At 33.3% G+C, this 26,392-nt stretch carries 22 protein-coding genes; 7 read left to right on the forward strand and 15 right to left on the reverse strand.

The window, feature by feature from the left end; all coding sequences use genetic code 11:
- Positions 1-68: 68 nt before the first annotated feature.
- The 7 genes from A8B35_RS06305 to rpsA all read right to left on the reverse strand — a co-directional run bounded on the left by A8B35_RS06305 (position 69) and on the right by rpsA (position 7,989).
- The gene (locus A8B35_RS06305) at positions 69-995 is read right to left on the reverse strand and encodes a serine O-acetyltransferase (RefSeq protein ID WP_075602495.1); all 927 of its coding nucleotides are present in this window, start codon (positions 993-995) and stop codon (positions 69-71) included.
- On the reverse strand, positions 992-1,519 hold the full coding sequence (locus A8B35_RS06310; RefSeq protein ID WP_075602496.1) for an AAA family ATPase: 528 nt from the start codon (positions 1,517-1,519) through the stop codon (positions 992-994). Before A8B35_RS06310 ends, A8B35_RS06305 begins: the two co-directional genes overlap by 4 nt.
- Positions 1,520-3,106: a S41 family peptidase gene (locus tag A8B35_RS06315; RefSeq protein ID WP_075602497.1), complete on the reverse strand. Its 1,587-nt coding sequence runs from the start codon at positions 3,104-3,106 to the stop codon at positions 1,520-1,522. It abuts the gene before it with no gap.
- Between the two features lie 126 nt (positions 3,107-3,232).
- Positions 3,233-4,762, reverse strand: coding sequence for a glutamine-hydrolyzing GMP synthase (gene guaA, locus A8B35_RS06320; protein WP_075602498.1), 1,530 nt, complete (start codon positions 4,760-4,762; stop codon positions 3,233-3,235).
- Positions 4,763-4,874: 112 nt separating this feature from the next.
- Positions 4,875-5,795 (reverse strand): ribonuclease Z, encoded by a 921-nt coding sequence (locus tag A8B35_RS06325; protein ID WP_075602499.1) that lies wholly within the window; start codon positions 5,793-5,795, stop codon positions 4,875-4,877.
- Between the two features lie 8 nt (positions 5,796-5,803).
- Positions 5,804-6,154, reverse strand: coding sequence for an STAS domain-containing protein (locus A8B35_RS06330; RefSeq protein WP_075602500.1), 351 nt, complete (start codon positions 6,152-6,154; stop codon positions 5,804-5,806).
- A gap of 38 nt (positions 6,155-6,192) precedes the next feature.
- On the reverse strand, positions 6,193-7,989 hold the full coding sequence (rpsA, locus tag A8B35_RS06335; RefSeq protein WP_075602501.1) for a 30S ribosomal protein S1: 1,797 nt from the start codon (positions 7,987-7,989) through the stop codon (positions 6,193-6,195).
- 359 nt (positions 7,990-8,348) lie between these two features.
- Between rpsA and A8B35_RS06340 the strand changes: the two genes are divergently transcribed.
- From A8B35_RS06340 to A8B35_RS06355, 4 genes are all read left to right on the forward strand, one after another.
- Positions 8,349-9,677: a UDP-glucose dehydrogenase family protein gene (locus tag A8B35_RS06340; protein ID WP_075602502.1), complete on the forward strand. Its 1,329-nt coding sequence runs from the start codon at positions 8,349-8,351 to the stop codon at positions 9,675-9,677.
- Between the two features lie 78 nt (positions 9,678-9,755).
- Entirely contained in the window at positions 9,756-10,697 is a 942-nt protein-coding gene (locus tag A8B35_RS06345) for a UDP-glucuronic acid decarboxylase family protein (protein WP_075602503.1), read from the forward strand.
- Between the two features lie 3 nt (positions 10,698-10,700).
- Entirely contained in the window at positions 10,701-11,579 is an 879-nt protein-coding gene (gene rfbD, locus A8B35_RS06350) for a dTDP-4-dehydrorhamnose reductase (RefSeq protein WP_075602504.1), read from the forward strand.
- 25 nt (positions 11,580-11,604) lie between these two features.
- Positions 11,605-13,356, forward strand: coding sequence for a phospho-sugar mutase (locus A8B35_RS06355; RefSeq protein ID WP_075602505.1), 1,752 nt, complete (start codon positions 11,605-11,607; stop codon positions 13,354-13,356).
- Between the two features lie 144 nt (positions 13,357-13,500).
- Here A8B35_RS06355 and A8B35_RS06360 read toward each other — a convergent pair whose 3' ends face one another.
- Together A8B35_RS06360 and A8B35_RS06365 are read right to left on the reverse strand one after the other, a co-directional pair.
- Complete coding sequence (locus A8B35_RS06360; protein WP_075602506.1) at positions 13,501-14,442, reverse strand: glycosyltransferase family 2 protein; 942 nt, start codon at positions 14,440-14,442, stop codon at positions 13,501-13,503.
- 22 nt (positions 14,443-14,464) lie between these two features.
- Positions 14,465-16,090, reverse strand: a complete 1,626-nt coding sequence (locus A8B35_RS06365) for an ArnT family glycosyltransferase (RefSeq protein ID WP_075602507.1) — start codon at positions 16,088-16,090, stop codon at positions 14,465-14,467.
- Between the two features lie 555 nt (positions 16,091-16,645).
- On the opposite strand from A8B35_RS06365, the gene A8B35_RS06370 reads away from it, so the two are divergent.
- Entirely contained in the window at positions 16,646-18,991 is a 2,346-nt protein-coding gene (locus tag A8B35_RS06370) for an arylsulfatase (RefSeq protein WP_083634346.1), read from the forward strand.
- A 78-nt stretch (positions 18,992-19,069) separates the two neighbouring features.
- Here the strand turns inward: A8B35_RS06370 and A8B35_RS06375 are convergent, their stop codons facing one another.
- The 4 genes from A8B35_RS06375 to A8B35_RS06390 all read right to left on the reverse strand — a co-directional run bounded on the left by A8B35_RS06375 (position 19,070) and on the right by A8B35_RS06390 (position 21,244).
- A complete protein-coding gene (locus A8B35_RS06375; RefSeq protein WP_075602508.1) occupies positions 19,070-19,570 on the reverse strand; it encodes a Spy/CpxP family protein refolding chaperone in 501 nt (166 codons plus the stop codon).
- Between the two features lie 145 nt (positions 19,571-19,715).
- Positions 19,716-20,255: a Spy/CpxP family protein refolding chaperone gene (locus A8B35_RS06380; RefSeq protein WP_075602509.1), complete on the reverse strand. Its 540-nt coding sequence runs from the start codon at positions 20,253-20,255 to the stop codon at positions 19,716-19,718.
- Between the two features lies 1 nt (position 20,256).
- A complete protein-coding gene (locus A8B35_RS06385; protein WP_139314829.1) occupies positions 20,257-20,586 on the reverse strand; it encodes a hypothetical protein in 330 nt (109 codons plus the stop codon).
- A gap of 76 nt (positions 20,587-20,662) precedes the next feature.
- Complete coding sequence (locus A8B35_RS06390) at positions 20,663-21,244, reverse strand: RNA polymerase sigma factor (protein ID WP_075602511.1); 582 nt, start codon at positions 21,242-21,244, stop codon at positions 20,663-20,665.
- Positions 21,245-21,388: 144 nt separating this feature from the next.
- Between A8B35_RS06390 and A8B35_RS06395 the strand changes: the two genes are divergently transcribed.
- Entirely contained in the window at positions 21,389-23,635 is a 2,247-nt protein-coding gene (locus A8B35_RS06395; protein WP_075602512.1) for a sensor histidine kinase, read from the forward strand.
- 32 nt (positions 23,636-23,667) lie between these two features.
- Positions 23,668-24,366 (forward strand): 16S rRNA (uracil(1498)-N(3))-methyltransferase, encoded by a 699-nt coding sequence (locus tag A8B35_RS06400; protein WP_075602513.1) that lies wholly within the window; start codon positions 23,668-23,670, stop codon positions 24,364-24,366.
- Between the two features lie 31 nt (positions 24,367-24,397).
- On the opposite strand, the gene A8B35_RS06405 is transcribed toward A8B35_RS06400, so the two are convergent.
- Positions 24,398-25,471, reverse strand: coding sequence for a uroporphyrinogen decarboxylase family protein (locus A8B35_RS06405; RefSeq protein ID WP_075602514.1), 1,074 nt, complete (start codon positions 25,469-25,471; stop codon positions 24,398-24,400).
- Between the two features lie 132 nt (positions 25,472-25,603).
- Positions 25,604-26,344: a 23S rRNA (guanosine(2251)-2'-O)-methyltransferase RlmB gene (gene rlmB, locus A8B35_RS06410; RefSeq protein ID WP_075602515.1), complete on the reverse strand. Its 741-nt coding sequence runs from the start codon at positions 26,342-26,344 to the stop codon at positions 25,604-25,606.
- Positions 26,345-26,392: the final 48 nt, after the last annotated feature.

Genomic DNA, 26,392 nt, shown 5'->3' on the forward strand with positions numbered 1-26,392 from the left:
TAAATAGGATTATTGACAAATATATAACATCTTTAACAAAATATCTTTACATTTTCTAATTATATAAGTTATATACCTCCTCCTTCTGAATATACAAGATCACGTGGTTTAAACTGTACAATCTTAGAATCGGGTTTAATAGTATTAGTCACCCATACATTACCGCCCACAACAGAACCTTTTCCAATTGTGATTCTGCCCAAAATAGTTGCTTGTGCATAAATAACCACGTTATCTTCAACAATAGGATGCCTTGCAATTCCTTTAATTGGATTTCCATCATCATCAAGTGGAAAGCTTTTTGCACCTAATGTAACTCCTTGGAAAAGCTTCACATTTTTACCTATAATAGAAGTAGCTCCTATCACAACGCCTGTTCCATGATCAATAGTAAAGGATTCATCTATTTGGGCTTGCGGATGGATATCAATTCCTGTTTCTGAGTGTGCCATTTCAGAAATAATTCGAGGAATTATAGGTACACCAATCGACAATAAAGCATGCGCCATTCTATAATTTGATATTGCTCTTATTGCTGGATAACAAAAAATAACTTCTCCCTTGCTTTTAGCTGCAGGATCACCAACAAACGCCACATCAACATCAGTAATTAATAATCTTCTAATTTCAGGAAGTTGAGCAATAAATTTAACTGCTAAATCATATGCATTTTTCTTGTTATTAATTAAAGCTTCTTCATCGTTGGCATCACATGCAAAGCATAAGCCTGCTAAAATTTGAGTATTCAATACCTCAAATAACCTTTCGGTATTTACTCCAACATAATAATTTATACTCTCACTACGAACTGGCGAATCTCCAAAATATCCTGGAAATATAATTTCTCTAAATAGATTAACAGCCTCAGCTAATTTATCACTTGACGGCATAGGGTGCTCATAGTAATGCGTATGGCATACCTCGCGGTAAGATTCTTCTGATGTTAATTCCTTTATTGTTTTTTGTAAAATTGTGGGGTATCTAAATGCGGTCATTTTACTATAGGTCTTATATTAATATTCTCAATTTTTGCAATTGCATTCTTTATTCGTTGTTTACCTGAGCCACTTATAATCTCATATCGCAATCCTAAAGAATCTAGGATTGATTGATATTCATCAAACAAGTACTCTCTTTTATGTCCATTCTCTCTAACATTATCCTTTTTCCAGTCAATGTCGGGTTTACATAAAAGATATAAATCAACGGGTCTACTTTCATACTCTATGTTAAACCATGAAGGTATTTTATTATAAACCTCCTCAAACCAAACTTTTGTTATTTCAAGAAATGTATCAAAAAAAAGAATACGATTCTCATTAAGATGGTTATCATAGGAATCTATTTGATGATTAGCAATATATTCAACATCTTCGTATTTATAGGGTCTTCCAAGATTCTCTACATAAAACCTTGCATATTCCTCAATACATATACCGTCATATATTTTAGACAACTCTTTTGTTAGTGTTGTTTTTCCAACAGATTCTGGTCCTGTAATTACAATCTTTACTCCCATTTAGTTAAGTAGCTTATTGTACTCTTTAGGGTTATTTAGTAGCTCAATAGCTTTAGTATAGGCCTCTATTGAAGGATTAACCACTTCAAAATATTGTGGGGTATCCCAAAGATTTCGTGCAATTAAGGCTTTTATCTGCATTTTCATTAAACTTTCAGATTTTTTCAATCCTTTTTCATCAAACTTAATTTCTGCATCTGATGCTTCCTTTATTAAAGCATCCATTAAAGATTGCTCTACTTTGAATCTATCATTAAAATCAGTAAAAGTACTGTATTCTTTTTCTAAGTCTACTCTATGATTATCAATGTAATCTATAATAAAACGATTTAATACACCAAATGCTATAATATCTCTGTAATAACTTGAAAATCCTGATGTATCCATAGCTACAAAAATATCGGGCATAATTCCACCTCCACCATATACCAAACGCTTATTATTGGTAAAGTATTCTTCAGATTTGTTTAACTTGATACTATCTTCTTCATACCCCTCACCATGCTCAAGTCGTTCATAAACTTCTAATGAATAATCTTTTTTGTTTCCTTTTGTATATGGCTTTTGGATACTACGACCCGAAGGCGTAAAATATTTAGCAATAGTTAATCTCATCATCGATCCGTCTTGCAAGTTTAAGGGTCTTTGAACTAATCCTTTTCCGAAACTTCGTCTGCCGATAATTACTGCTCTGTCCCAATCCTGTAGAGCTCCTGAAACAATTTCACTTGCTGATGCACTTCCTTCATCAATTAATACAGCAACTCTTCCTTTCTTAAACTCTCCTTTAGAGTTTGAGAAGCTTTCTTGTTTTGGGCTTGTTCGTCCTTCAGTATAAACAATTAGCTTTTTAGATTCCAAAAACTCATTAGATACATCGATAGCTGCACTTAAGTAACCACCAGGATTTCCTCTTAAATCCAAAATAAGGTTTTTCATACCTTGCGAATTTAACTCGTTTAAAGCCGCTAAAAATTCGGAATGCGTGGTAGCTGAAAACTGATTAATTTTTGCATATCCAATAGTTGGAGTAGCCATATAATAAGCTTCGACACTATGAATAGGAATTTTATCGCGAACAACAGTAAAGCTAATTAAATCCTTCACCCCTCGCCTCTTGACTTTTAAAATAACTTTAGTTCCTTTTTTACCTTTTAAATACTTAAAGACATCGCTATTTTTAAGGCCTATACCAGCCACATCGTCTCCATCAATATTTACAATTCTATCGCCAGCAACAATTCCAACCTTTTCAGATGGTCCTCCTGAAATTGGAGCTACTACCATAAGTGTATCATTAAAAATATTGAATTGAACACCAATTCCCTCAAAGCTCCCGTCCAGTGGCTCATTTAATTTAGAAACTTCCTCTTGCGATAAATAATCAGAATGAGGATCAAGTTCACTTAGCATACCTACAATGGCATCTTCAGCCAATTGGTCGTTGTTTACTGAATCGACATAAAATGTTGAAATTAGCTTGTAAGCTAATTGAACCTTTTGAAGTTCTTTTGTTTGAGAAAAACTTACCTGATTAAACGATATCGTAATTAATAAAAGAACAAAAAGTTTGAGTTTAATATTCATGATGTTTGTATAATTTCATATGAAGGATTGACTATCCAATATTTAAGACAAATATGCTTTATATATGGATTATAAACAAAAAAAGGCCGGATTAGTTCCGGCCTCTTTACTTATATTATGTATATATTATTCCCACTCAATAGTTGCTGGCGGCTTAGAGCTAATATCATAAACTACTCTATTAACACCTTTAACCTTATTAATAATATCATTAGAAACTTTAGCAAGGAATTCATATGGCAAATGTACCCAATCAGCTGTCATACCATCTGTTGACGAAACTGCTCTTAATGCCACAACTTTCTCATATGTACGTTCATCTCCCATTACACCAACAGAATTAACTGGTAACAACATTACGCCCGCTTGCCAAACTTCATCGTATAAATCATTATCCTTTAATCCTTGAATAAAAATATGATCAACTTCTTGAAGGATATCAACTTTCTCTTGAGTAATATCTCCTAAAATACGAATGGCTAAACCTGGACCTGGAAATGGGTGACGCCCTAATAACGATGGAGAAATACCCATTGCCTTACCTACTCTACGTACTTCATCTTTAAATAAAAGATTTAAAGGTTCAACTACCTTTAATTCCATATCATCAGGTAATCCGCCTACATTATGATGAGATTTAATAGTTGCAGATGGCCCATTTACTGATACCGATTCTATTACATCAGGATATATAGTACCTTGACCCAACCATTTTACACCGTTTATTTTACTAGCCTCAGCATCGAAAGTCTCAATAAAAACTCGTCCAATAATCTTACGTTTAGTTTCTGGATCAGAAACTCCGGCAAGTTCGTCTAAAAACGCTTTTTTAGCATCAACTCCAATAACATTTAAACCCATATGCTTATATGAGTCCAACACATTATCGTATTCATTTTTACGCAATAACCCATTATCAACAAAGATACATGTTAAGTTATCGCCAATAGCTTTATGTAATAAAACACCTGCTACTGTTGAATCAACACCTCCTGATAAACCTAAAACGACTTTATCGTCACCAAGCTTCTTTTTTAAGCTATCAACTGTAGATTCAACAAATGAACTCGGTGTCCAATCTTGAGAACATCCACATATTGAAACAATAAAATTATGAAGAATTGTAGCTCCATCTGTAGAATGATAAACCTCGGGATGAAATTGCATCGCATAGGTAGTTTCACCTTCAATTTTGTAGGCTGCTACATTAACATCGGCAGTACTTGCAATAATTTTATAGCTATCTGGTAAATTAACTATGGTATCACCATGAGACATCCAAACTTGCGAATCATCAGGCACACCTGTCATTAACTCATTGTCTTTATCAATAAACCCTAAGTTTGCTCTACCATACTCACGTGTATTTGAAGCTTTAACTTCACCACCATAATTATGAGCCAAATATTGCGCTCCGAAACAAACACCTAAAAGAGGCATTTTTCCTTTAATTTGATCTAAATTTGGCTTTGGTGATTTTTCATCTCTTACACTGTAAGGGCTGCCTGAAAGAATAACTCCTTTAACAGACTCATCCATTTCTGGAATTGAGTGATAAGGATGTATCTCACAATAAACATTGATTTCTCTAACCCTACGGGCAATTAATTGGGTATACTGTGACCCAAAATCAAGAATAATAATTTTCTCCTGCATTAATCTGAGGCTTAATGATTATTTGACTAATAAAATTGCCGCAAAGATAGATTAATTAAGTGAAAATATGATGGCTTATTACTGAATTGTTTTCAGCACTAGTAAGAATTAATTATTTTACTGAAAACACAGAACCTTCCGTGGCAAGATAAGTATTGGAGAAGGTTTCTTTAGCCTCCTTAAGAAATGGAACAAGATTCTTATATCGAGAAGAAAAATGCCCAATTATTAATTGTTTTACATTTGCTTCTTCAGCAATTTTAGCAGCTTGCTCAGCTGTAGAATGATAGGTCTTTTTTGCCAGATGTGCTTTATCACTTAAGAATGTTGACTCATGATATAATAAATCGACTTCCTTTAGTTTCTCAGTTATCTGTGGTTTATAACGAGTATCTGTACAAAAAGCATATGACCTTGGCTTGATTGATGGCAATGTAATATCATTATTTAAGAGAAGTTCTCCTGATTTTGCAGTAAAATCTGCCCCTCTTTTAATACTGACCATTTCCTTAATTGAAGGTTCGTGCTTAAAAACAAATTCCTTCCTTAATTTAAGTTCAGCGGGCTTTTCTCTGAAAATAAAACCAACAGTTGGTATTCTGTGTTTCAAAGGGATAGTTTCAACCTCAATAGTTTTATCAGAATATATTAGCTCTGATTCTTTAGTATTGATGGAGCTAAAAATAACTTTAAAAGGTAAATCTGTACAGAAGTAATGTAATTGAGGAGTCATCATTCGCTCTAAATCTTCATGGGCGAATATCTGAAGATCTTTAGTTCTTCCTAACAAGCCTAATGTTGATATTAAACCAATTAAGCCAAAGCAATGATCTCCATGTAAATGGGAAATAAAGATCTGATTAATCTTTGATAAATTAATCTTATTACGGCGCAGTTGCATTTGTGTACCTTCACCGCAATCTATCAAAAAAAACCGCTCAGATGCATTGAGCACTTGAGCGGTTGGATATCTTTCTGATGTTGGTAATGCTGAATTGCTACCTAAAATAGTTACAGAAAATGTTTTCGACATAAATAAATTTAGTCAATAGCTTTACGCATTATTTCTATTCCATTTTCGATATCAGGAGCAATTGTTAAAACCGAATCTAGTTGTGAAACCGAAATTAATCGCTCCACAGCTGGTTGTAATCCTGTTAAAACAAATACTCCATCAGCATTTTTACATAATCTATTAGCTACTAGAATAGCACTTAATCCTGATGAATCACAATAACTTGATTTAGATAAATCGAGAACAATATTCTTTTCTCCATTACCTGACAATAAAACTAGTTCAGATTTTAAAGAGGGAGCAACATGAGTATCAAGCTTCTCCTTTTGCATCTGAATTTGCGTAAAACCATCTAATTTATCAATTTGAAAATCCATATAAAGATCTATTTAAGTGCTACATTCTAAAAGTTAAATTATTTCTTCTCGTCAGCCTCCATTTGATCTTTTAGAGCCTGTAAGCTTGAAATATCGCCTAAAGTAGTCTTTTCTAAATTATCTTTCAACTTCTTAACACCTTTTTTAGTAGTTTTTACTTCAGTTGCTCTTTCTGAATCATCAGCAGCTTTTTTAGCGTCTTCGAAAGTTCTTGAATGGGAAAGAATTATACGCTTAGATGCTTTATTAAACTCAATTACTTTAAAATCTAATTTTTCATCAACTTTCGCATTAGAATTATCCTCTTTAGTTAAGTGACGTGGAGTTGCAAAACCTTCAACACCATAAGGAAGAGCTATTACAGCACCTTTGTCGAATAACTCAACAATTGTTCCTTCGTGTACAGAATCAACTGTAAATAAAGTTTCGAATACATCCCAAGGATTCTCTTCTAATTGCTTATGTCCTAAGCTTAATCTTCTGTTTTCTTTGTCGATTTCTAATACTACAACCTCAACTTCTTCACCTATAGAAGTGAATTCTGCTGGATGCTTAATTTTCTTAGTCCAAGAAAGGTCAGAAATATGAATTAATCCATCAATACCTTCTTCGATTTCAACAAATACTCCGAAGTTTGTGAAGTTACGTACTTTTGCTTTATGCTTAGAGTTTACAGCATAAACCTCTTCAATTTTCTCCCATGGATCAGTTTTTAATTGTTTGATACCAAGAGACATTTTACGCTCGTCGCGATCTAAAGTTAAGATAGTTGCTTCAACAGCTTCTCCTACTTTTAAGAAATCTTGAGCTGAACGTAAGTGTTGTGACCATGACATTTCTGAAACGTGGATAAGACCTTCTACACCCGGAGCAATTTCAACAAATGCACCATAGTCAGCCATAACAACAACTTTACCGTTTACTTTATCTCCAACTTTAAGCTCTGAATCTAAAGCATCCCAAGGATGAGAAGTTAATTGTTTTAATCCTAAAGCGATACGTTTTTTCTCGTCATCAAAGTCTAAGATTACAACGTTTAATTTTTGGTCTAATTGTACAATCTCCTCTGGATGAGAAACACGTCCCCATGAAAGATCTGTAATATGGATAAGACCGTCAACACCACCAAGGTCGATAAATACACCATAAGAAGTGATGTTTTTAACAGTACCTTCAAGTACTTGACCTTTCTCTAATTTAGAGATAATATCTTTTTTCTGTTGCTCAAGTTCAGCCTCGATAAGAGCTTTATGAGATACAACAACGTTTTTGAATTCTGGGTTAATTTTAACCACTTTGAATTCCATAGTTTTACCTACGTACATATCATAGTCACGGATAGGCTTCACATCAATTTGTGATCCTGGTAAGAAAGCCTCAATTCCGAATACATCTACAATCATACCACCTTTAGTACGACATTTGATGTAACCTTTAATTACTTCGTCGTTTTCTAAAGCAGCATTAACTCTATCCCAAGAACGTAAAGCACGTGCTTTTTTATGAGAAAGAACTAATTGACCTTTTTTGTCTTCTTGACTCTCTACGTAAACCTCAACTTTATCGCCAATAGCTAATTCAGGGTTATAACGAAATTCGTTTCTACTAATGATACCATCAGATTTGAAACCAATATTAATTACAACTTCTCTTTTAGTTAATGCGATAACTTCACCTTCGATTACTTCTTTTTCAGAAATAGTTGAAAGTGTTTTGTCGTACATTTCCTCTAATTCTGATACAGAAGTAGATCCTACAACATCACCTTGCTCGAATAAATCCCAATCAAAATTGGCATCTGAAGTTCCAGCTACTTTTTCATTTAATTCACTCATTTGAAATTCAATTAATTACTAGTTGTTAGACATTATATTGCTTAAAATCGAGCGCAAAATTAGTAAATATTTTGCAGATTCTAACATTATACACATTTTTTTTGATCACATAGCCTAAGTATAATCAATATGTTACCAATAAAAGTTATTCTTTAATCTCCTTTATTTTTGAATCATTATTATAATAGAGATTAATTTTTACCTAAAATTATTTACTTTTGGGCTTTGTTGACTATTATGTGTAGTTGATAAGGAATTTCATTTAGTTGATGTACAATATTAACTAAATAGTTATCCTTAATGCTATTTTAGCATCTTACTTTATTAATGATGATTTTAACTCAAAAGACTATAACAAGATGAAGATTTCTATTGTAGGAACTGGCTACGTTGGACTTGTTTCAGGAACTTGCTTCGCTGATGTTGGTGTAAGTGTAACATGTGTTGACATAGATAATAAAAAGATTGAGAACCTTAAAAAAGGTATTATTCCTATTTATGAGCCAGGCTTAGAAGATATGGTTCATAATAATATTGAAAAAGGTAGGCTTAATTTTACTACAAGTTTGAAAGATTCTCTAGATCAAACTGATGTCATTTTTATTGCTGTAGGTACACCACCTGACGAAGATGGTAGTGCTGATCTTAAATATGTACTTGAAGTAGCACGCCAAGTTGGTAGAAATATGAATAACTACTTAGTTGTTGTTACCAAAAGTACTGTACCTATTGGAACCGCAAATAAGGTTAAAGCTGCCATAAGTGATGAATTAGAGAAAAGAGGTGTCGAAATTGATTTCGATGTTGCCTCTAATCCTGAATTCTTAAAAGAAGGAAATGCAATTCAAGATTTCTTAAAACCTGATAGAATTGTAGTGGGTACTGAAAGCGAAAAAGCTGAGGGAACCATGAAACGTTTATATAAACCATTTTTATTAAACGGTCATCCAATTATTTTTATGGATATCCCTTCTGCTGAAATGACAAAATATGCTGCTAACTCAATGCTTGCTACAAAAATTAGTTTCATGAATGATATGGCTAATTTATGTGAGATTGTGGGTGCCGATATTACTTCAGTAAGAAAAGGTATTGGATCTGATGCTCGCATTGGAAATAAGTTTATATATGCTGGTGCCGGATATGGTGGATCTTGTTTTCCTAAGGACGTTAAGGCTATTATAAAAACAGCGAATAACAATGGATACGATCTTAGATTATTACAAGCTGTAGAGGCTGTAAATGAATCTCAGAAACATGTTTTGGTTTCAAAAATAAAAGAACAATTTGGTAGCAACCTGAACGGTAAAACTTTTGCAATGTGGGGTCTTTCATTTAAACCAAAGACTGATGATATGCGTGAAGCACCATCATTAGTAGTGATTGATGAGCTAATTAAAATGGGAGCGAAAGTGAAGGCATATGATCCCGTTGCTCAGGAAGAAGCAGAGAGAATTTTAGGTGATACAATTGAGTATGGTAAAGATCAATATGATGTATTAATCGATTCTGATGCTTTAATTGTTATTACAGAATGGCCTGAATTTAGAATTCCTAATTTTAAAGTACTTGAAAAGCTGTTAAGTACAAAAGTAATTTTTGATGGACGAAATATTTACGACCCTGAAGATGTTGTAAGTAATGGATTTACCTATCATAGCATTGGACGAAAAGTAATCAATGCCTAGAAATTAATTAATGGTGCTTTGATTCCTTCAAAGCACCATTTTTTCAATTAGAATAAATTATCAACTACAAAATAAATAATGAAAAGAATTCTTGTTACAGGTGGTTCTGGATTTATTGGGTCACATTTGTGTGAAAGATTATTAAACGAAGGAAATGAAGTTATCTGCCTTGATAATTATTTTACTGGCAGCAAAACAAACGTTATTCACTTACTTAATAATCCTTTTTTTGAGCTAATAAGGCATGATGTTACCCATCCCTATTTTATTGAAGTTGATGAAATTTACAACCTTGCTTGTCCAGCCTCTCCGATTCACTACCAACACAATTCAATAAAAACCATTAAAACTTCAGTAATGGGAGCAATTAATATGTTAGGCCTAGCCAAGCGTATTAATGCAAAAATATTACAAGCCTCTACTTCTGAAGTATACGGTGATCCGGATATCCATCCACAAACTGAAGATTATTGGGGAAATGTTAATCCAATAGGTATTAGATCGTGTTATGATGAAGGTAAAAGATGTGCTGAAAGTTTGTTTTTTAATTATCACGACCAAAATGATGTTACCATCAAGGTAATTAGAATATTCAACACCTATGGGCCAAGAATGAATCCTAATGATGGTAGAGTAGTTTCAAATTTTATAGTACAAGCACTAAAAGGTGAAGAAATTACTATCTTTGGAGATGGCCAACAAACAAGAAGCTTTCAGTTTGTTGATGATTTAGTTGAAGGAATGATTAGAATGATGAATTCGAAACCTGACTTTTTAGGCCCTGTGAATATTGGTAACCCTAATGAATTTACTATGTTAGAATTAGCTCAACAAATTATAAAATTGACTAATTCAACATCTAAATTAACTTATTTACCTTTACCTACTGATGATCCTACACAAAGGCAACCTGATATTAGTTTAGCACAGAAAGAGCTAAATGGATGGGAACCTAAGGTTCAGCTTAATGAAGGTCTTATAAAAACTATTAATTATTTTGATAATTTACTTAGTAAATAAATTATGACCAAAATATTAGTAACTGGCGGAAACGGTCAGCTAGGAAATAGCATTAACTCAATTAAGGATAAATATAGTAATCTCGAAATTACTTTTACAGATATTGATAGTTTAGATATTTGCAATATTGACGATATAGAAAAATTTGTTCACCAGAATAAATTTCAATATATAGTTAATTGTGCAGCATATACAGCTGTTGATAAAGCAGAATCGGAAGAGAACTTAGCTACAAAGATTAATGCCACTGCGGTTGAAAATCTTGCTATTGTAGCAAAAAATAATAATTGCAAGTTGATAAATGTATCAACAGATTATGTTTTCGATGGAAATGCACATAAACCTTATATCGAGGACGACAATACAGAACCTACATCAGTTTATGGTAAAACAAAACTTAAAGGAGAACAATTAGCATTCGCATCAAAAGCGGAATGCATTAATATTCGAACCTCGTGGTTATATTCTGAGTTTGGTAACAACTTTGTGAAAACAATGATAAAACTGGGCACTGAAAGAGATCAATTGGGTATAGTTTGGGATCAGGTTGGAACACCAACTTATGCTGTTGATTTAGCCAAAGCTATATTAGATATTATTGAAAGTACATCTTCTGGTGAAAAAGAATTTCAATCGGGTATATATCATTATAGCAACGAAGGTGTTGCAAGTTGGTACGATTTTACAATCAACATCCATCAAATATATGACATCAATTGCGACGTTACCCCAATTGAAACAAAAGAATACCCAACACCAGCACCTCGCCCTTGCTATAGTGTATTAAACAAGGCGAAAATTAAAAACGTTTATTCAATAACTATCCCGCATTGGCGGAATAGTTTAGAACGTTGTATTGAAAGTATAAAAGCGGAACAATAGATATAAATTAAAACAACTATCAAAAATGGAAAACCAAGATGTATTAAGTTTGGTAACCGAAAAAGCCAATCAATGGCTTTTGGGCAATTATAACGAAGAAACAAAAAACGAAGTAAAAGCCCTTCTTGAGAATGAAGACAAATCTGACCTTATCGATGCATTCTATAAAGATTTAGAATTTGGAACTGGTGGTTTAAGAGGAATTATGGGTTCTGGTTCTAACCGTATGAATATTTATACTGTTGGAGCAGCAACACAAGGTTTAGCGAATTACTTAAACGCTCAATTTTCAGATCTTGATGAAATCAAGGTAGTTATTGGTCACGATTGTAGAAACAATAGTCGTTTATTCACTGATATTTCTGCAAAAATTTTATCTGCTAATGGTATTAAAGCATTAGTATTTGATGATTTACGCCCTACTCCAGAAATTTCATACGTAATTAGAGAGTTTGGATGTCAAAGTGGTATTATCATTACTGCATCACACAATCCTAAAGAGTACAATGGTTACAAAGCCTATTGGAACGATGGAGGTCAAATGATTGCTCCGCATGATACAAATGTAATTGATGAAGTTAAAAAGATTGCTTCTGTTGACGATATCAAATTCGAAGATACCAACAATCTAATTGAAATTTTAAGTTCAGAAGTTGACGATAAATACATTGAGAAAGTAAAATCTATTTCACTTGATACAGGTGCAATTGAGCGTCAGAAAGATCTTAAGATTGTATACACTCCTATACATGGTACTGGTGTTAAATTAATTCCTGATGCTTTACGCAGCTATGGTTTTACAAACATTATAAACATTCCTGAACAAGATGTTGTTAGTGGCGATTTCCCTACTGTTATTTCTCCAAATCCAGAAGAGCCTGAGGCTTTGGCAATGGCAGTTAACAAAGCCAAAGAAATTGACGCTGATTTAGTAATGGCTTCAGATCCTGATGCCGATCGTTTAGGTGTAGCTTGTAAAAACGATAAAGGTGAGTTTATTTTATTAAACGGTAATCAAACAGCTCTTTTATTAACGTGGTACATGGTACAACGTTGGAAAGAAAACAACCTATTAACAGGGAAAGAGTTTATTGTAAAAACCATTGTAAGTACTGAATTAATCAAAGAAATTGCTATCAAAAATGATATCGAATACTTTGATGTTTATACTGGCTTTAAGTGGATTGCAGCTAAAATTCTTGAATTAGAAGGAAAGAAAAAATATATCTGTGGTGGTGAAGAAAGCTATGGTTTCTTACCTGGAGATTATGTTCGCGATAAAGATGCTGTTGCTTCTTGTGCAATGTTTGCAGAAATTGCTGCATGGGCAAAAGACTCTGGTGTTACTTTATTTGAACTATTGCAAAACATTTACCTTGAATATGGATTCTCAAAAGAGAAAATGATTTACATTGTTCGTAAAGGAAAATCAGGAGCTGACGAGATTCAACAAATCATGAAGGATTTAAGAGAAAACCCTCCAACAGAATTAGCTGGTTCACGTATGTCAATCGTTAAAGATTATGGGGTTCTTAAAGCTTACAATAAGATTGAAGGAACTGAAGAAGCTATTGATTTACCTGTTACAAGTAATGTATTACAGTTTTACACTGAAGATGGTTCTAAGATTAGTGTTCGTCCATCAGGTACAGAACCTAAAATTAAGTTCTATTTTGAGGTTCGTGGTGAAATGAATTCAAGAGATGAATATTACTCAGCAGATGCAAAAGCTGAAACTAAGATTCAAGCGATTGTTAAAGATTTAAAAATTGACTAATCCTCAATTTTAAATTATTCTATAAAGGATGTTCTTAATTGGACATCCTTTTTTTGTAGCCAATTAGATCAAATGCATAATCCTAAAAGTAAAAAGGCACAATCTCTTTCGAAATTATGCCTCTCCCTATTTTATCTCCTAAACTTATTTATCTGCCAGCTCAGTATTTCGTATTTTATAAACTTTCTTATCCTGAGATTCATAATGCGTTCTCATCAATAAGTCCATTGTAATTCCTGTAGTTATAATCTGAAAACCTCCAAATAAAAAGATAATTCCAACAAAAATTATCGGACGCCCCCAAATATCGTCACCCATTATCTTTAATACCAATAGATACATTAGTATTACTATACCTATAAACACAGCTTTTACACCAATAGAACCTAATAAGTGCATTGGTCTCGAGGCATATTTACTAGCAAAACGCATTAATATTAAATCACTAATTACTTTAAATGTTCTGCCCAAGCCATACTTCGACTCGCCAGCTAACCTTGCCCTATGATTCACAGGGATCTGCTCAACCTTTGCCCCTTCATTTGTTGCAGATATTGCAATAAAGCGATGCATTTCTCCATACAGCTTAATTTCCTTCGCTATATCAGCCTTAAATACCTTTATTGCACAGCCATTATCAATGATGTTGGTTTTAGATACCTTACGTACAATTTTATTGGCAATTTTAGATGGCACTTTACGCAAAATCATACCATCTTGTCTCTTTTGTCGGATACCCGTTACAACATCACATCTCTTTTCTTTAATTACATCCATCATTCGAAGAATATCTGCAGGGTCGTTCTGTAGGTCTCCATCAAGTGTTGCAATATAATCGCCGGTGGCATAATCAATTCCCGCTTTTAAAGCAGCACTTTGGCCATAATTCTTTCGCAGCTCAATTAAAACTACATTTTTACCCTTTATTTTCAATACTTCTTCTGCAGTATTGTCTGTTGAACCATCATCAACAATTACCGTCTCAAAATCATATTCTGAGTTTTTTAAAGCATCGTATACTTGTTGAGCCAATGGAGCAACATTCTGTTCCTCGTTTAAAACGGGTATTATAATAGAAATCTTCATTCTCAAATACTTCTTAAATCAATTATTCAACCTTTATAAGGTAAATCTTTTTTAAACTATTTTCTCGCGTTCGTGGATTAAGAAACTTACCATCCATCTGTGAGATTTTTTTATGCTTAAATATTTCTGTTCTGCTTATTCTATCTTGATAAACGCTATCAACTTCTGATTTCCCTTCTTGGTTAGTAATTATCCAAAAATTAGATTTGCGTTTATATTTCTCAAGGTTATCTATATCCATCGCTCTTTCTGAAACGTTTTTTGCATAAAAGAACGTTTCAAATTGCTTGTATTTATAGGTTAATAGCAATTCATCATCATTGGCTAACTCGTCATACATATTACAAGCTCTTATGGCTCCATGATACGAGAATGCCTTTGGCATAAAGTGATAGTTTAATACAAAATTAAGCATCAGTGAAGAAATCACTAAAGGAATAATCAATTTTGTTAAAACATCATCACTCTTAACTAATATGTAAATAATAAGTATAGTACCTATAAGTAAAACAATCCATATCAATGGATTACTGGTACTAAAAACAAACGTTACTGCTAAAATAACAACAATTAAACTTAAGCCAAGCATTATATACCTTCCTATTGAAAATGCTTTTAGAATTCCACTTGCGTTTTTTGCAATGCTAGTATTAATAAAATCTGCTACAATAACGGTTAAAAATGGAATTGCAGGATACAAATAATGTGGCGCTTTTTGTCCAGAAACCGAAAGTATCGAACCAAAAATTAACAAAGCACTATAGGTATAGAATTCATTACGATTAAATATGGCCTTTTTATTTTTGACTATAGACCTAATGTGATTGTAAAATGTAATGAAGGCGTAGGCTGACCACGGTAGATAAATATAGATTAAAGTATGTAAATAAAAAGCATAATCTTTATTCATACCATGTGAACCTGCAATTCTTCCGGCATTATTGGTCCAAAAGAAGAACTTGATTCCCTCCCACCCGAACTGATCATAAAGTCCTTTTAAGGTCGGAAACAATGCAAGTGACAAAATAGGTATTGCCAAAAGCCAAATTGGAGAAAATATTTGTTTCCAATTTTTAGAGATTAATAGATGACCTCCTACAGCAAATGCCGCAACAGCTAAACCAATTGGTCCTTTTGTACTTACTGCAAATCCAATAAATACAAAGCCTAGTATAAATTGCCATAATTGTTTCGTACTCAAATAATGTGCTATTAACGAAACACCTATAACTACATTTGCAGTCATTAAAGCATCTGTATGCAAATCGTTATGGTATAAAAATAGCATTTGCGATGAAGCATACATTACTGCAGCAATTATTCCTGTATTCTTACTGTAATAGAGTTTTGTAAACTTGAACAATGCAAAGATACTTGCAAATGTAAATAGTAAAGTAGGCAATTTAAACGCAAACATTGACATCCCAAATATTTGGAATGATATAGCATTTAACCAAAACATAAATGGTGGCTTTTGCAGATATGGTTTTCCATAAATATGCATATGTAGCCAATCTCCACTATCAATTATATATCGGCTTACGCCTGCATACTTTGCCGAATCTATACCCACTTCTGGGAATAATCCGATAATGTAAATAATAACTATTGATGTAAATACTGCAAAAAGGGTATTCTTGGAATTCATAAACTCTATACTGCTTATATTTTAATTGAAAGAAATGGTTTTATTTAGTTTTGGAAACTATCTGAATAATAAAATAGCTAAGCTAAAAAATCATAATCGTTGGATAATTTTTTTTATTAATAAAGTGCAAAGATTGACAATCAAATTCAAACAAAATATTTCATCTAAATAAATTTTCCCCAAATGTAGTTATTTATGGCTAAAGTAACTTTTCTAGCAGTTAAATATTAAAAGCATTTGGCAATAATTTTCAGCTCTGTTTGACTTCCTAATTCAACAATGTCGTAAGCTAATATTGGGATACAATTAGACGCTCATTAAACTTGCACGATTAATTACACTCAGTAATGACTAATCTATTCGTGAAAAAGATAGGAGAATAACACATGTATTAGCCCTTATCACAATTATCCTGATGAGAAAACTTGATGCAAAAACATTTATGCTAAACATTAACTGCATTTCTAATGTTGATATTAAACAATAGATATATTACCTTGACTGTAACATAGTTATTGCCACAATTAAATAATAGTTCAATTAATCTACCAAAAAATGAAAAACAAACAATTCAAAATGATTCTTGCCATCTTCTTATTGGGCTGTGCAAGTCTATCAGCTCAAGATTTTATGAATCGTGAAATACTTCCGATTGTACCCCCAGAACCTCAAACGTATTCTGAATTAGATGCACGTAGAGCAACACCTCCGGAACCTTTCTTTGTAAAGGCACCTAAGGATGCACCCAACGTTGTAGTTATCCTAATAGATGACCTTGGTTTAGGCGCAACTTCTGCTTTTGGAGGACCAATACAAACACCTACTATGGATAAGTTAGCCAAAAATGGCTTACGTTATAATAACTTCCATACTACCGCCTTATGTTCTCCTACCAGAATGGCATTGAAAACGGGGCGCAACCACCACACATGTAACACAGGTTCAATTATGGAAACTGCTACAGCATATCCAGGCAATACAGGATCTTTGCCTGGTAGTGTTGCACCGTTAGCCGAAATGTTACGTTTAAACGGATATAGTACTAGTGCATTTGGTAAATGGCACGAGACAGCAGCTTGGGAAACTAGTGTTTCTGGCCCATTTGATCGTTGGCCAACACATCAAGGCTTTGATAAATTTTATGGTTTTATTGGTGGAGAAACAGACCAATGGGCACCACTTATTTATGATGGTGTAAAGAAGGTAAATCCTCCTAAAATGGAAAATTACCACTTTACTACCGATATGACTAACCAGGCAATTAATTGGGTACAAGCCCAACAGTCAATGACTCCAGATAAACCTTTCTTTGTATACTTTGCTACGGGTGCTGTGCATGCTCCCCACCATGTTTCTAAAGAGTGGAGCGATAAATACAAAGGTAAATTTGATAAAGGATGGGATGCCATTAGAGAAAATACTGTAGCAAAACAGAAGGAAATGGGTATCATACCTAAAAATACAAAATTGGCACCTAAACCAGAGGACATTAAAGACTGGGCAAAATTAACTGATGATGAGCGTAAATTATTTGCCCGTCAAGCAGAGGTATTTGCAGGGTTTATGGAAATGACCGATTATGAAGTAGGTAGACTAATGGATGCTATAGATGCAATTGGAGAATTAGATAATACATTATTTATTTTTGTTGCAGGTGATAATGGTACTAGTGCCGAAGGTGGCATGGTGGGTATGTATAATGAAATGACTTACTTTAACTTTGTTGAAGAAAAAGTTGAGGACTTAATTCCTTTAATGGATGATTGGGGATTAAAGAATACTTTCCCTCATATGGCAGCAGGATGGGCTGTGGCTCTTGATGCGCCATTTACCTGGACTAAACAAGTTGCCTCTGATTTTGGTGGTACTAGAAATGGTTTAATTATTCATTATCCAGATGGAATTAAAGAAAATAATGGAATCAGAACACAGTTTTCTCACGCTATTGACATAGCACCTACAGTACTTGAAATAGCAGGATTACCTGAACCTAAGGTTGTAAATGGTGTACCTCAAACGCCTATTGAAGGTACTAGTATGGCATATACCTTTAATGATGCTAAAGCGGCAGAGCGCCATACAATTCAATATTTTGAGATGTTTGGAAATAGAGCTTTATATCTTAATGGTTGGTTCGCCCGTACTATTCATCGTGCACCTTGGGAAATGAAAGACTTTGCTCCTCTCGAAGAAGATGTTTGGGATTTATATAATGTGAGAGAAGATTTTAGTTTAACAAAAAATCTTGCATCAAAATACCCAGAGAAACTTGAAGAAATGAAGAGTCTATTTATGGCTGAAGCAGAAAAATATCATGTTCTTCCGATCGATGATAGAGTTGTAGAGCGTACAAACCCCGCAATTGCAGGACGTCCTGATATTATGGGAGGGCGTACATCATTAACTCTTTATGAAGGTATGGAAGGAATGATGGAAAATACTTTTATTAATATTAAAAATAAATCGTTCACTATAACAGCTGATATTGTTGTCTCTAACCAAAATTCACAAGGTGTAATTTTAACACAGGGTGGACGTTTTGGAGGCTGGGCGCTTTATATAATTGATGGTAAACCAGAATTTACTTATAACTTCCTTGGTTTAGAGCGCTTTGTTATATCATCAAAAGATAAACTACCTGTTGGTGAATCAACTGTAAAATTTGATTTTATATACGATGGAGATGGACTAGGTAAAGGTGGTAAAGGCATTTTACATATTGCCGGTAAGGAAGTTGGTGATGCTCGAATAGAAAGAACTCAACCTAACATGTTTTCTGCTGATGAAACAGCTGATGTTGGTTTAGATAATCAAACCCCTGTTGCATTAGGTATTGGTTACGGCCCTGAAGAAACTAAGTTCAATGGTAAAATAGAAAAGGTTATTGTTGAAATTAAATAAGTTTTAAATATAGTAAATGGCAAGCTTGTTGAAATTAATTTTCAACTATAGCTTGCCATTTTTGCTTACTTCTATAACTTATGATAATTTACCTGGGTGCTCACCACCTCTGTCTGCACGAGGACCTCTTTGCCCTTGACCAGGTTTACCTTTTCCCTTTTTGCCACCTTGCATTTTACCAGAATGTGCATCAAACATCACTTTTTGCTCATCGGTAAGAAGGTTTCTAACTTCTTGCTTATTGGCAAAACGCTTTTTCATCATGCCTGCCTTAAGTTCAGAGATCTGATCGATTAACTTATTCACTTCCTTAGTGTTTACTTCATCACCTTTAGAAGCTTTATTCAGTTGAGCTTCAAGAACTGTAATCTCATCCTTAATAGGCATATTTTCTTTAGTAAATTTTACATGCAATGCCTTAATCTCTTCTTTTTGAGTATCTGTTAGCTCTGCAAAGAATTTACCTTTCATTTGCCCCTGACGTTCTCCTTTATTACAGCTACCCTTTTGAGCCAAAATATTATTTATTCCAAATACGCTTACAATGGCTACTAATGCTAAAACTTTTAATGATTTCATAATATTAATATTTAATAATTTACTTAATATGTTACAACTTTTAATTATCTAATTGGATGCATCTTTCCTGATTTGCTTATACAAGTCAAGCAATTACCTTAATTAAAATATATTTAAATTGATTTTAATTCCGTATCAACTACTCTTAATCCTGGTTTGGTATTTTTCGCTCTCTTCCTCTGCCCTCTTTTCCATTAGGTCCTCCTCGGTTAAATCCTTTATCTTTATGAAAAAGCATTTTTCCAAATAGTAAATCAAAATTTACTTGCTGCTCTGAAGTACAGATTCTACGCATACTAATGAAGTGATCTATCATTTCGGTTTCTATCGAACCCTTTATCTGAGCCATCTCCTCAACTATTTCCTTCTGCTTTATTTCATTATCATCAGCTAAGGCTTGCATCAGATTATTTTTAAGCTTATCGAGATGTTCATCTTTATTCTTCATCTGCTTAAAATGGCTATATCGTAAAGCTTTAAACTGTTGCTCTTGTTCTGTAGTTAAATCTAACTTACTAATCAGAAAACGCAACCCTTTCTCTGCAGTACTATCTTTACCTCTAAAATGTTCTACTCGCTGCTTAATGTTTTTTTCAACCGTTGGTCTTTCCCACCACATACGCCAAGAAAAAACGTTTAGAACTACTAATAGTAGAATTATAATTATATAATGTTTCTGATTCATATTATTCCGTTTTCAAGTATTCTTCATAATAAGTCGTAGCAGCTGAATTATAACTGTATTCAGTATATAGTACTTCAGAATCTGATGCAGCAACTTCTGTTAAACCAACATCGTTGGTCAAGAAGTAGTTGGCTAAGTTCAATACAACCAGAGCCGCAATACCAGGCTTCAATACATAACCCCAATTTATTCTAAAGGTAGATTTATTTCCTTGTTGTTCAATCTCATGCAATACCCTATTTGTAAAAAAGGGAGATGGTGAAATCGGTTCTTTTCTAGTAGTACTATTCAGTATCTTCTCAACTTCAATATTTATATTTCTCTTTTCCATTATACCAATCTTTAATAAGATTAACAGCTTTACTACTATTCTATTAGACGTCATGTTTATTAAAACCCTTCACTTTTTACAAATAATTCTTTATTTGCTTTTCAAGAACGGTCTTTAATTTTTTACGAGCCCTTACGACTAACACTTCAATACTCTTTACTGTGGTTTCCATAATTTCAGCAACTTCTTTCTGTGGTAAGCCTTCAACCTGCGTTAGAACAAATGCCTCTTTTTGCCTATTGGCCAATTTACTTAAACCAGCATACAAAAATTCTTTTCTTTGTTCATTTATAATCTCATCCGATGCGGTTGATTCTGAACTTTTGAACGCAGTAATATAATTATCATCTCCTAAAAAACTAACTAAGCCTGCTCCTCTTTTTGTACGTCCTTGTGCTCGCAAAAAATCTAAACTTTTATTGGAAGCAATTCTATAAATCCAAGTTGAAAAAGTTGACTTATGGTTAAACTTTTTCATCGATTTATACAACTCAATAAAAACTTCTTGTGCAATATCTTCAGCATCATGTTGGTTATTACAATATGAATAACAAATATTGATAACTTTCTCCTTATAAGAGTTAATAATCTGTTCAAAAGCCTGAATATTGCCATTTGAAGCCATCTGTATTTGCTCTATTTCATTGCTCGTAGTCATTCAGTTTTGTTCTTTATAAATACTTAGACGCCATAAACTAAAATATCCTTCACATTCATCAAAGTAATTTTAAAACAATAACATTTAAGTACTCAAAGAATCTTTTTTTTGTAAATTTAGGTAATCTAAATTCCATATGCATTTATGAAATCACCTTTTGTGATATTATTTTTATTTATCTACAGTAATTTATGTGCTATAGACGACGAAATACATGATGCACTATTACTTAATTCGTATCATGTAGGTTATAATTGGACAGATATGCTTACTGAGGGTGTTATTGACGGATTTGGAGCCTGCTCAGGATATCGGATATTTGTAGAATACCTAGACTCTAAAAGATTTTACGACCAAACTTATTTAAATTCTCTTAAAGACATCTATAAATACAAATATCGCGACAGTAACATTGATGGAATTATATGTGCCGACAATCATGCCTTCGAGTTCTTCCTTACTTATGGTGATTCTATTTGGAAAGATCCTGTTCCTGTAACATTCTGTGGAGTTAATAATATTGATGATATCGAATATGATAAAAAACGATATAAGGGAGTAAGAGAGGATATTAACGTTAAAGAAAATCTGGATTTGATTTTTAAATTTCACCCACAAACAGATACGCTTGTCATTATTTCTGATGAAACCTTATCTGGAAAAATTTTTCACCAACAGGTTACTGATGGGCTAACGAATAATTATGCGCACATACCATACATAAATATTGATGGAACAGAATTCTCTGATTTATGCAATAAGTTAGATTCCCTTAACAAAGAAAATAAAGTAATTATACTTCTTAATTTATATTCAATAAAAAATTCTTTACCAATTAACTTACACGATTTTGGAAAAGATATTTTTCAAAATACCAACATACCCATATATAGTTTTTGGGATTTCTTACTGGATGACTTTATTGTTGGCGGCTGTTTGGTTTCTGCTCATAATCAAGGGTATGATGCGGCTAACCTCTTAATGAATATGATACATGGCAAGCCTTTTGCAAAGGCTAATTTATCTACAAATCATATCAATACCTTTGACAACAATTTACTACTCAAGTATAAAATTGATGAAAAGTTATTGCCTGATAATAGTATTATCATTAATAAACCAGCAACATTTTGGAACAAATACAAAACCTATATCGTCTTCGTTTTTACAACCTTAATTTTATTAATAGTTGCCAATATATTGATGGTAAATCATATGCTAGCCAGAAGAAAAGCTGAAACCAAATTATTAGATAGTGAGAAGCGATTAGAAATGGCATTAAATAGTGCCAACGAAGGTATTTGGGATTATATAATAGGTAATGAAAATATTTTTATTAACACTAAATTAGCAATACTCCTTGGTTATAATTCTGTTGAAGATCTTAACCTATCACCTAAAAATTGGCGTCAATTTATTGTTGAAGAAGATAAACAAAAACTTGAAACCGCCTTTAATGCACACTTAAATAATACAACAGACTTCTTCAACTGCGAGTTACGAATGTATAGAAAGAACAGAACACAAGGATGGTTTGCTGTGCATGGGAAAATTACTGAGTTTGATTCTAAAAACCAAGCAATTCGAATAACTGGGATATTGATTGATATTAATTCACAAAAGGATTTTGAAAATGAATTAAAACAAGCCAAAGAAAAAGCCGAAGAAAGTGACCGTTTAAAATCGTCCTTCTTAGCTAATATGAGTCATGAAATAAGAACACCAATGAATGCTATCCTCGGGTTCTCAGATATCGTAACTGAGCAAGAACTTGAAACTAAAGAACAACATATTTACTTGCATCAAATAAAGTACAGTGCTGAAAAACTGTTAAATATTATCAATGACATTGTTGATATCTCGAAAATTGAATCTGGCCAATTAGATATTAATTTCGTTTATTTTGATGTTGAAAAATTAATTGATAATATAGCCATAACTGCACGTCCGTTACTTAAAGATAATCCAGAAGTATCTTTAATTATTGATAAAGATGACAAGCTTAAAGGATACGATATACAAACTGACCCATTAAGATTAGAACAAATACTACTAAACCTTATTAGTAATTCTGCTAAATTCACAACAAAGGGTTCAATAATTTTAAGGTATTACCTTAAAGGAAATGAGTCAATAATATTTAATGTAATTGATACTGGCGAAGGGATTGCTAAACAATACCATAAAGTAATATTTGAACGTTTCCGACAAGGTGGAAAATCAACAAATAAAATTAGCTCTGGAACCGGATTAGGATTATCAATTTGCAAAAGTCTTGTTGAACTAATGAATGGCAAAATTAGTGTTGCGTCTAAAGAAAATATGGGCTCTACATTTATTGTTGAATTACCATTAATTCTAATTCCTCAGAAGAAAAAGGATTTGATTTAATATATTTGCGGTGATAATTAAATAGATTGTATATGCAGCTTTTTTACGAACCAAATATATTAGATACACACACACTAAACCCTATTGACTCAAAACATTGTGTTAGAGTATTAAGACACACTGTTGGCGATCAGATATCTGTAATGGATGGTATTGGGAATTGGTTTAATTGCGAAATAATTGAAGATAATCCTAAAAAATGCAAAGTATCTATCCTAAGTAAAAAAGAAGATAACCCAAGAAAATCAGCTTTACATATCGCTGTTGCTCCAACAAAAAACATTGATCGTTTAGAATGGTTTCTTGAAAAAGCCACCGAAATGGGAATAGAACAAATTACACCTATTTTGTGTGAACATTCTGAAAGAAAAATCATAAAACCCGAACGATTAGAGAAGGTTATTATTAGTGCAATGAAACAATCACTGAAAGCATACAAACCTATCTTAAATCAACTTACTCCTTTTAAAGCTTTTATTGCGAAGAATTCTAATGCTGATAATAGTTTTATTGCTCATTGTAATGGGGGTACTAAAGACATTCTTAAGTCTGTTTATCCTAAAGGAGAAAACACTACAATAATGATAGGCCCTGAGGGTGATTTTTCTGTGAGCGAAGTGGAGTTAGCATTGAAAAGTAACTTTAGGGCAATTAGCTTAGGCGAAGCTAGATTAAGAACAGAAACAGCAGCCTTAATGACTTGTGCCACTTTTAATATCACCAATATGTAATTCCATATTGGTGACAAATATTTACCTACAACTATTCAGCTTCAGGATAAGTCCAGGAGCGAGCGGCTTCATACATAGCCAGTACATTCTCAACAGGCGTATCCTCTGTGATTTTATAACTAGGACCCAGTATAAATCGTCCTCCTGGTGCCATAGTATCTAATAATCTATTAACTCCCTCTTTAACCATATTCGGCGCTCCCTGTTTTAATAACAGTTCTTCATCCATGGCTCCACAAAAGGTAATTATTTTTCCAAAGTCCTTTTTAAGTCCATCAGCCGACATGCCAATAGCAGTAGTTTGAATTGGGTCTAAAACCTCAGCACCAGCGCTAATAAATTGAGGTAGTAATTTACGAACGCCTCCACAGCTATGCATATAAAAATGTGCATTATTATTTTTTGCTTCCTCGGTGAATGCATCAATTGCAGGCCTAACGTATAAATCCCATTGATCGCTACTAATAGTTACACCATCTTTTGTGCCGAAATCATCTGCAATTCGTATAAAATCAACTCTATCTCCGGCAACTTCGAAGAAATGCTTCATGAAATCAGTGTAAAACTCCACTACTTTTAAGCAAAGCGCTTTAAAGAACTTAGGATAATCCATCATCACCTCCGTAAAGGTTTGTTCTCCTATCAGTCGTTTTACAATACGGAATAACCCGGGAGAGGAATAACCAGGCGCAGTCATAATAGCGTAATCCTGATACTTTGTTAACTGCTGATCTAAAGATGAAAAATCAAATAAATCAGAACTTGGCCAGCTATAATCTTCTAAATAAGTAGGATCAGTAATTCCTTCAAAAGGGTGAGAATCGGCTAACCAATATGCATTATTACCCTCTTCAATACGAGTGTATCCAACACCCCAAATATCTCTTTTACGCTTTCTATCTTCGCTTATTAATTGAGTTCCGATGTATTTGGGTTCAACCCATCTAAAATCAACATCTAAATACTCTAATAGTTGGTCTCTATTACTAAATCCAAGATGCTTCATCATCTTTTCTCCAAACTCTGGGGTATCCCAATAAAAGAAAGGTACTCTATCCGGAAATTCCGAATGAAGTGCCTTTAATACTCTTTCCTTGTGATTCATAAAGAACTATTTTAGGCAGTAATTAACACTGTACTAAATCGACGAAAATCGATTTTATCAAATGTAAACTCTTTTTAAGAAAAAACAAACTTAAAAAGAAGATCTTAACAAGCTACTAACCGCCTAAACTATTTAGTTCTGTCTTTGCTTTACTGCCTCGTATAATAAAACTCCTGCAGCCACAGATACATTTAAAGAACTGATGGTTCCTAAAATAGGAATTTTAGCACCCGTATCACAAATTTTAGATATTTGAGCAGACACCCCTTTATCCTCTGCTCCCATTATAATTGCAGTAGGTCCGGTATAATCAACTGAAGTATAATCATCATCAGCCTTTTCTGTTGCTGCTACAATATTTAATCCTGAATTTTTAAGATATTCAACAGATTTAAATAAATTTTTAACCCTACAAACAGGAATATTATGAAGTGCTCCAGCGGATGTTTTTACTGCATCAGCATTAATAGGTGCGCCTCCTTTTTCAGGAATAATAATCATATTAACTCCGGCACATTCAGCTGTACGAGCAATAGCACCCATATTTCTAATGTCTGTAATACCATCTAGCACTAATACTAAAGGTATTTTTGCATCTTCAAATATACCTATTAAAACATCTTCAAGGTTTTGGTAAGTAACTGCAGATACAAAGGCTACAACCCCTTGGTGGTTCTTTCTTGTAACTCTATTCAATCGTTCCATTGGAACATATTGTGTTACAATATCTGCACTCTCGAGCTCTTGCATTAACTCATCAAACAATTCACCCTTTAACCCTTTTTTTATTAGGATTTTCTCAATTTCTTTACCTGAACGAATTGCCTCTATTACTGAATGCAAACCAAATAAAAAATCACCTTTACCTGCCATATCTAATTGTATTACAATTTCTTTATCAAAGTACAAAAATAAGTACTT

It is taken from the genome of Saccharicrinis aurantiacus, from assembly GCF_001660705.2.
GTDB classification, from domain to species: domain Bacteria; phylum Bacteroidota; class Bacteroidia; order Bacteroidales; family Marinilabiliaceae; genus Saccharicrinis; species Saccharicrinis aurantiacus.

What these genes read in the sequence shown, in the direction of transcription:
- A8B35_RS06305 (WP_075602495.1), bottom strand. Translation starts at nt 995, where the DNA reads ATGACCGCATTTAGATACCCCACAATTTTACAAAAAACAATAAAGGAA.
- A8B35_RS06310 (WP_075602496.1), bottom strand. Translation starts at nt 1,519, where the DNA reads ATGGGAGTAAAGATTGTAATTACAGGACCAGAATCTGTTGGAAAAACA.
- A8B35_RS06315 (WP_075602497.1), bottom strand. Translation starts at nt 3,106, where the DNA reads ATGAATATTAAACTCAAACTTTTTGTTCTTTTATTAATTACGATATCG.
- guaA (WP_075602498.1), bottom strand. Translation starts at nt 4,762, where the DNA reads ATGCAGGAGAAAATTATTATTCTTGATTTTGGGTCACAGTATACCCAA.
- A8B35_RS06325 (WP_075602499.1), bottom strand. Translation starts at nt 5,795, where the DNA reads ATGTCGAAAACATTTTCTGTAACTATTTTAGGTAGCAATTCAGCATTA.
- A8B35_RS06330 (WP_075602500.1), bottom strand. Translation starts at nt 6,154, where the DNA reads ATGGATTTTCAAATTGATAAATTAGATGGTTTTACGCAAATTCAGATG.
- rpsA (WP_075602501.1), bottom strand. Translation starts at nt 7,989, where the DNA reads ATGAGTGAATTAAATGAAAAAGTAGCTGGAACTTCAGATGCCAATTTT.
- A8B35_RS06340 (WP_075602502.1), top strand. Translation starts at nt 8,349, where the DNA reads ATGAAGATTTCTATTGTAGGAACTGGCTACGTTGGACTTGTTTCAGGA.
- A8B35_RS06345 (WP_075602503.1), top strand. Translation starts at nt 9,756, where the DNA reads ATGAAAAGAATTCTTGTTACAGGTGGTTCTGGATTTATTGGGTCACAT.
- rfbD (WP_075602504.1), top strand. Translation starts at nt 10,701, where the DNA reads ATGACCAAAATATTAGTAACTGGCGGAAACGGTCAGCTAGGAAATAGC.
- A8B35_RS06355 (WP_075602505.1), top strand. Translation starts at nt 11,605, where the DNA reads ATGGAAAACCAAGATGTATTAAGTTTGGTAACCGAAAAAGCCAATCAA.
- A8B35_RS06360 (WP_075602506.1), bottom strand. Translation starts at nt 14,442, where the DNA reads ATGAAGATTTCTATTATAATACCCGTTTTAAACGAGGAACAGAATGTT.
- A8B35_RS06365 (WP_075602507.1), bottom strand. Translation starts at nt 16,090, where the DNA reads ATGAATTCCAAGAATACCCTTTTTGCAGTATTTACATCAATAGTTATT.
- A8B35_RS06370 (WP_083634346.1), top strand. Translation starts at nt 16,646, where the DNA reads ATGAAAAACAAACAATTCAAAATGATTCTTGCCATCTTCTTATTGGGC.
- A8B35_RS06375 (WP_075602508.1), bottom strand. Translation starts at nt 19,570, where the DNA reads ATGAAATCATTAAAAGTTTTAGCATTAGTAGCCATTGTAAGCGTATTT.
- A8B35_RS06380 (WP_075602509.1), bottom strand. Translation starts at nt 20,255, where the DNA reads ATGAATCAGAAACATTATATAATTATAATTCTACTATTAGTAGTTCTA.
- A8B35_RS06385 (WP_139314829.1), bottom strand. Translation starts at nt 20,586, where the DNA reads ATGGAAAAGAGAAATATAAATATTGAAGTTGAGAAGATACTGAATAGT.
- A8B35_RS06390 (WP_075602511.1), bottom strand. Translation starts at nt 21,244, where the DNA reads ATGACTACGAGCAATGAAATAGAGCAAATACAGATGGCTTCAAATGGC.
- A8B35_RS06395 (WP_075602512.1), top strand. Translation starts at nt 21,389, where the DNA reads ATGAAATCACCTTTTGTGATATTATTTTTATTTATCTACAGTAATTTA.
- A8B35_RS06400 (WP_075602513.1), top strand. Translation starts at nt 23,668, where the DNA reads ATGCAGCTTTTTTACGAACCAAATATATTAGATACACACACACTAAAC.
- A8B35_RS06405 (WP_075602514.1), bottom strand. Translation starts at nt 25,471, where the DNA reads ATGAATCACAAGGAAAGAGTATTAAAGGCACTTCATTCGGAATTTCCG.
- rlmB (WP_075602515.1), bottom strand. Translation starts at nt 26,344, where the DNA reads ATGGCAGGTAAAGGTGATTTTTTATTTGGTTTGCATTCAGTAATAGAG.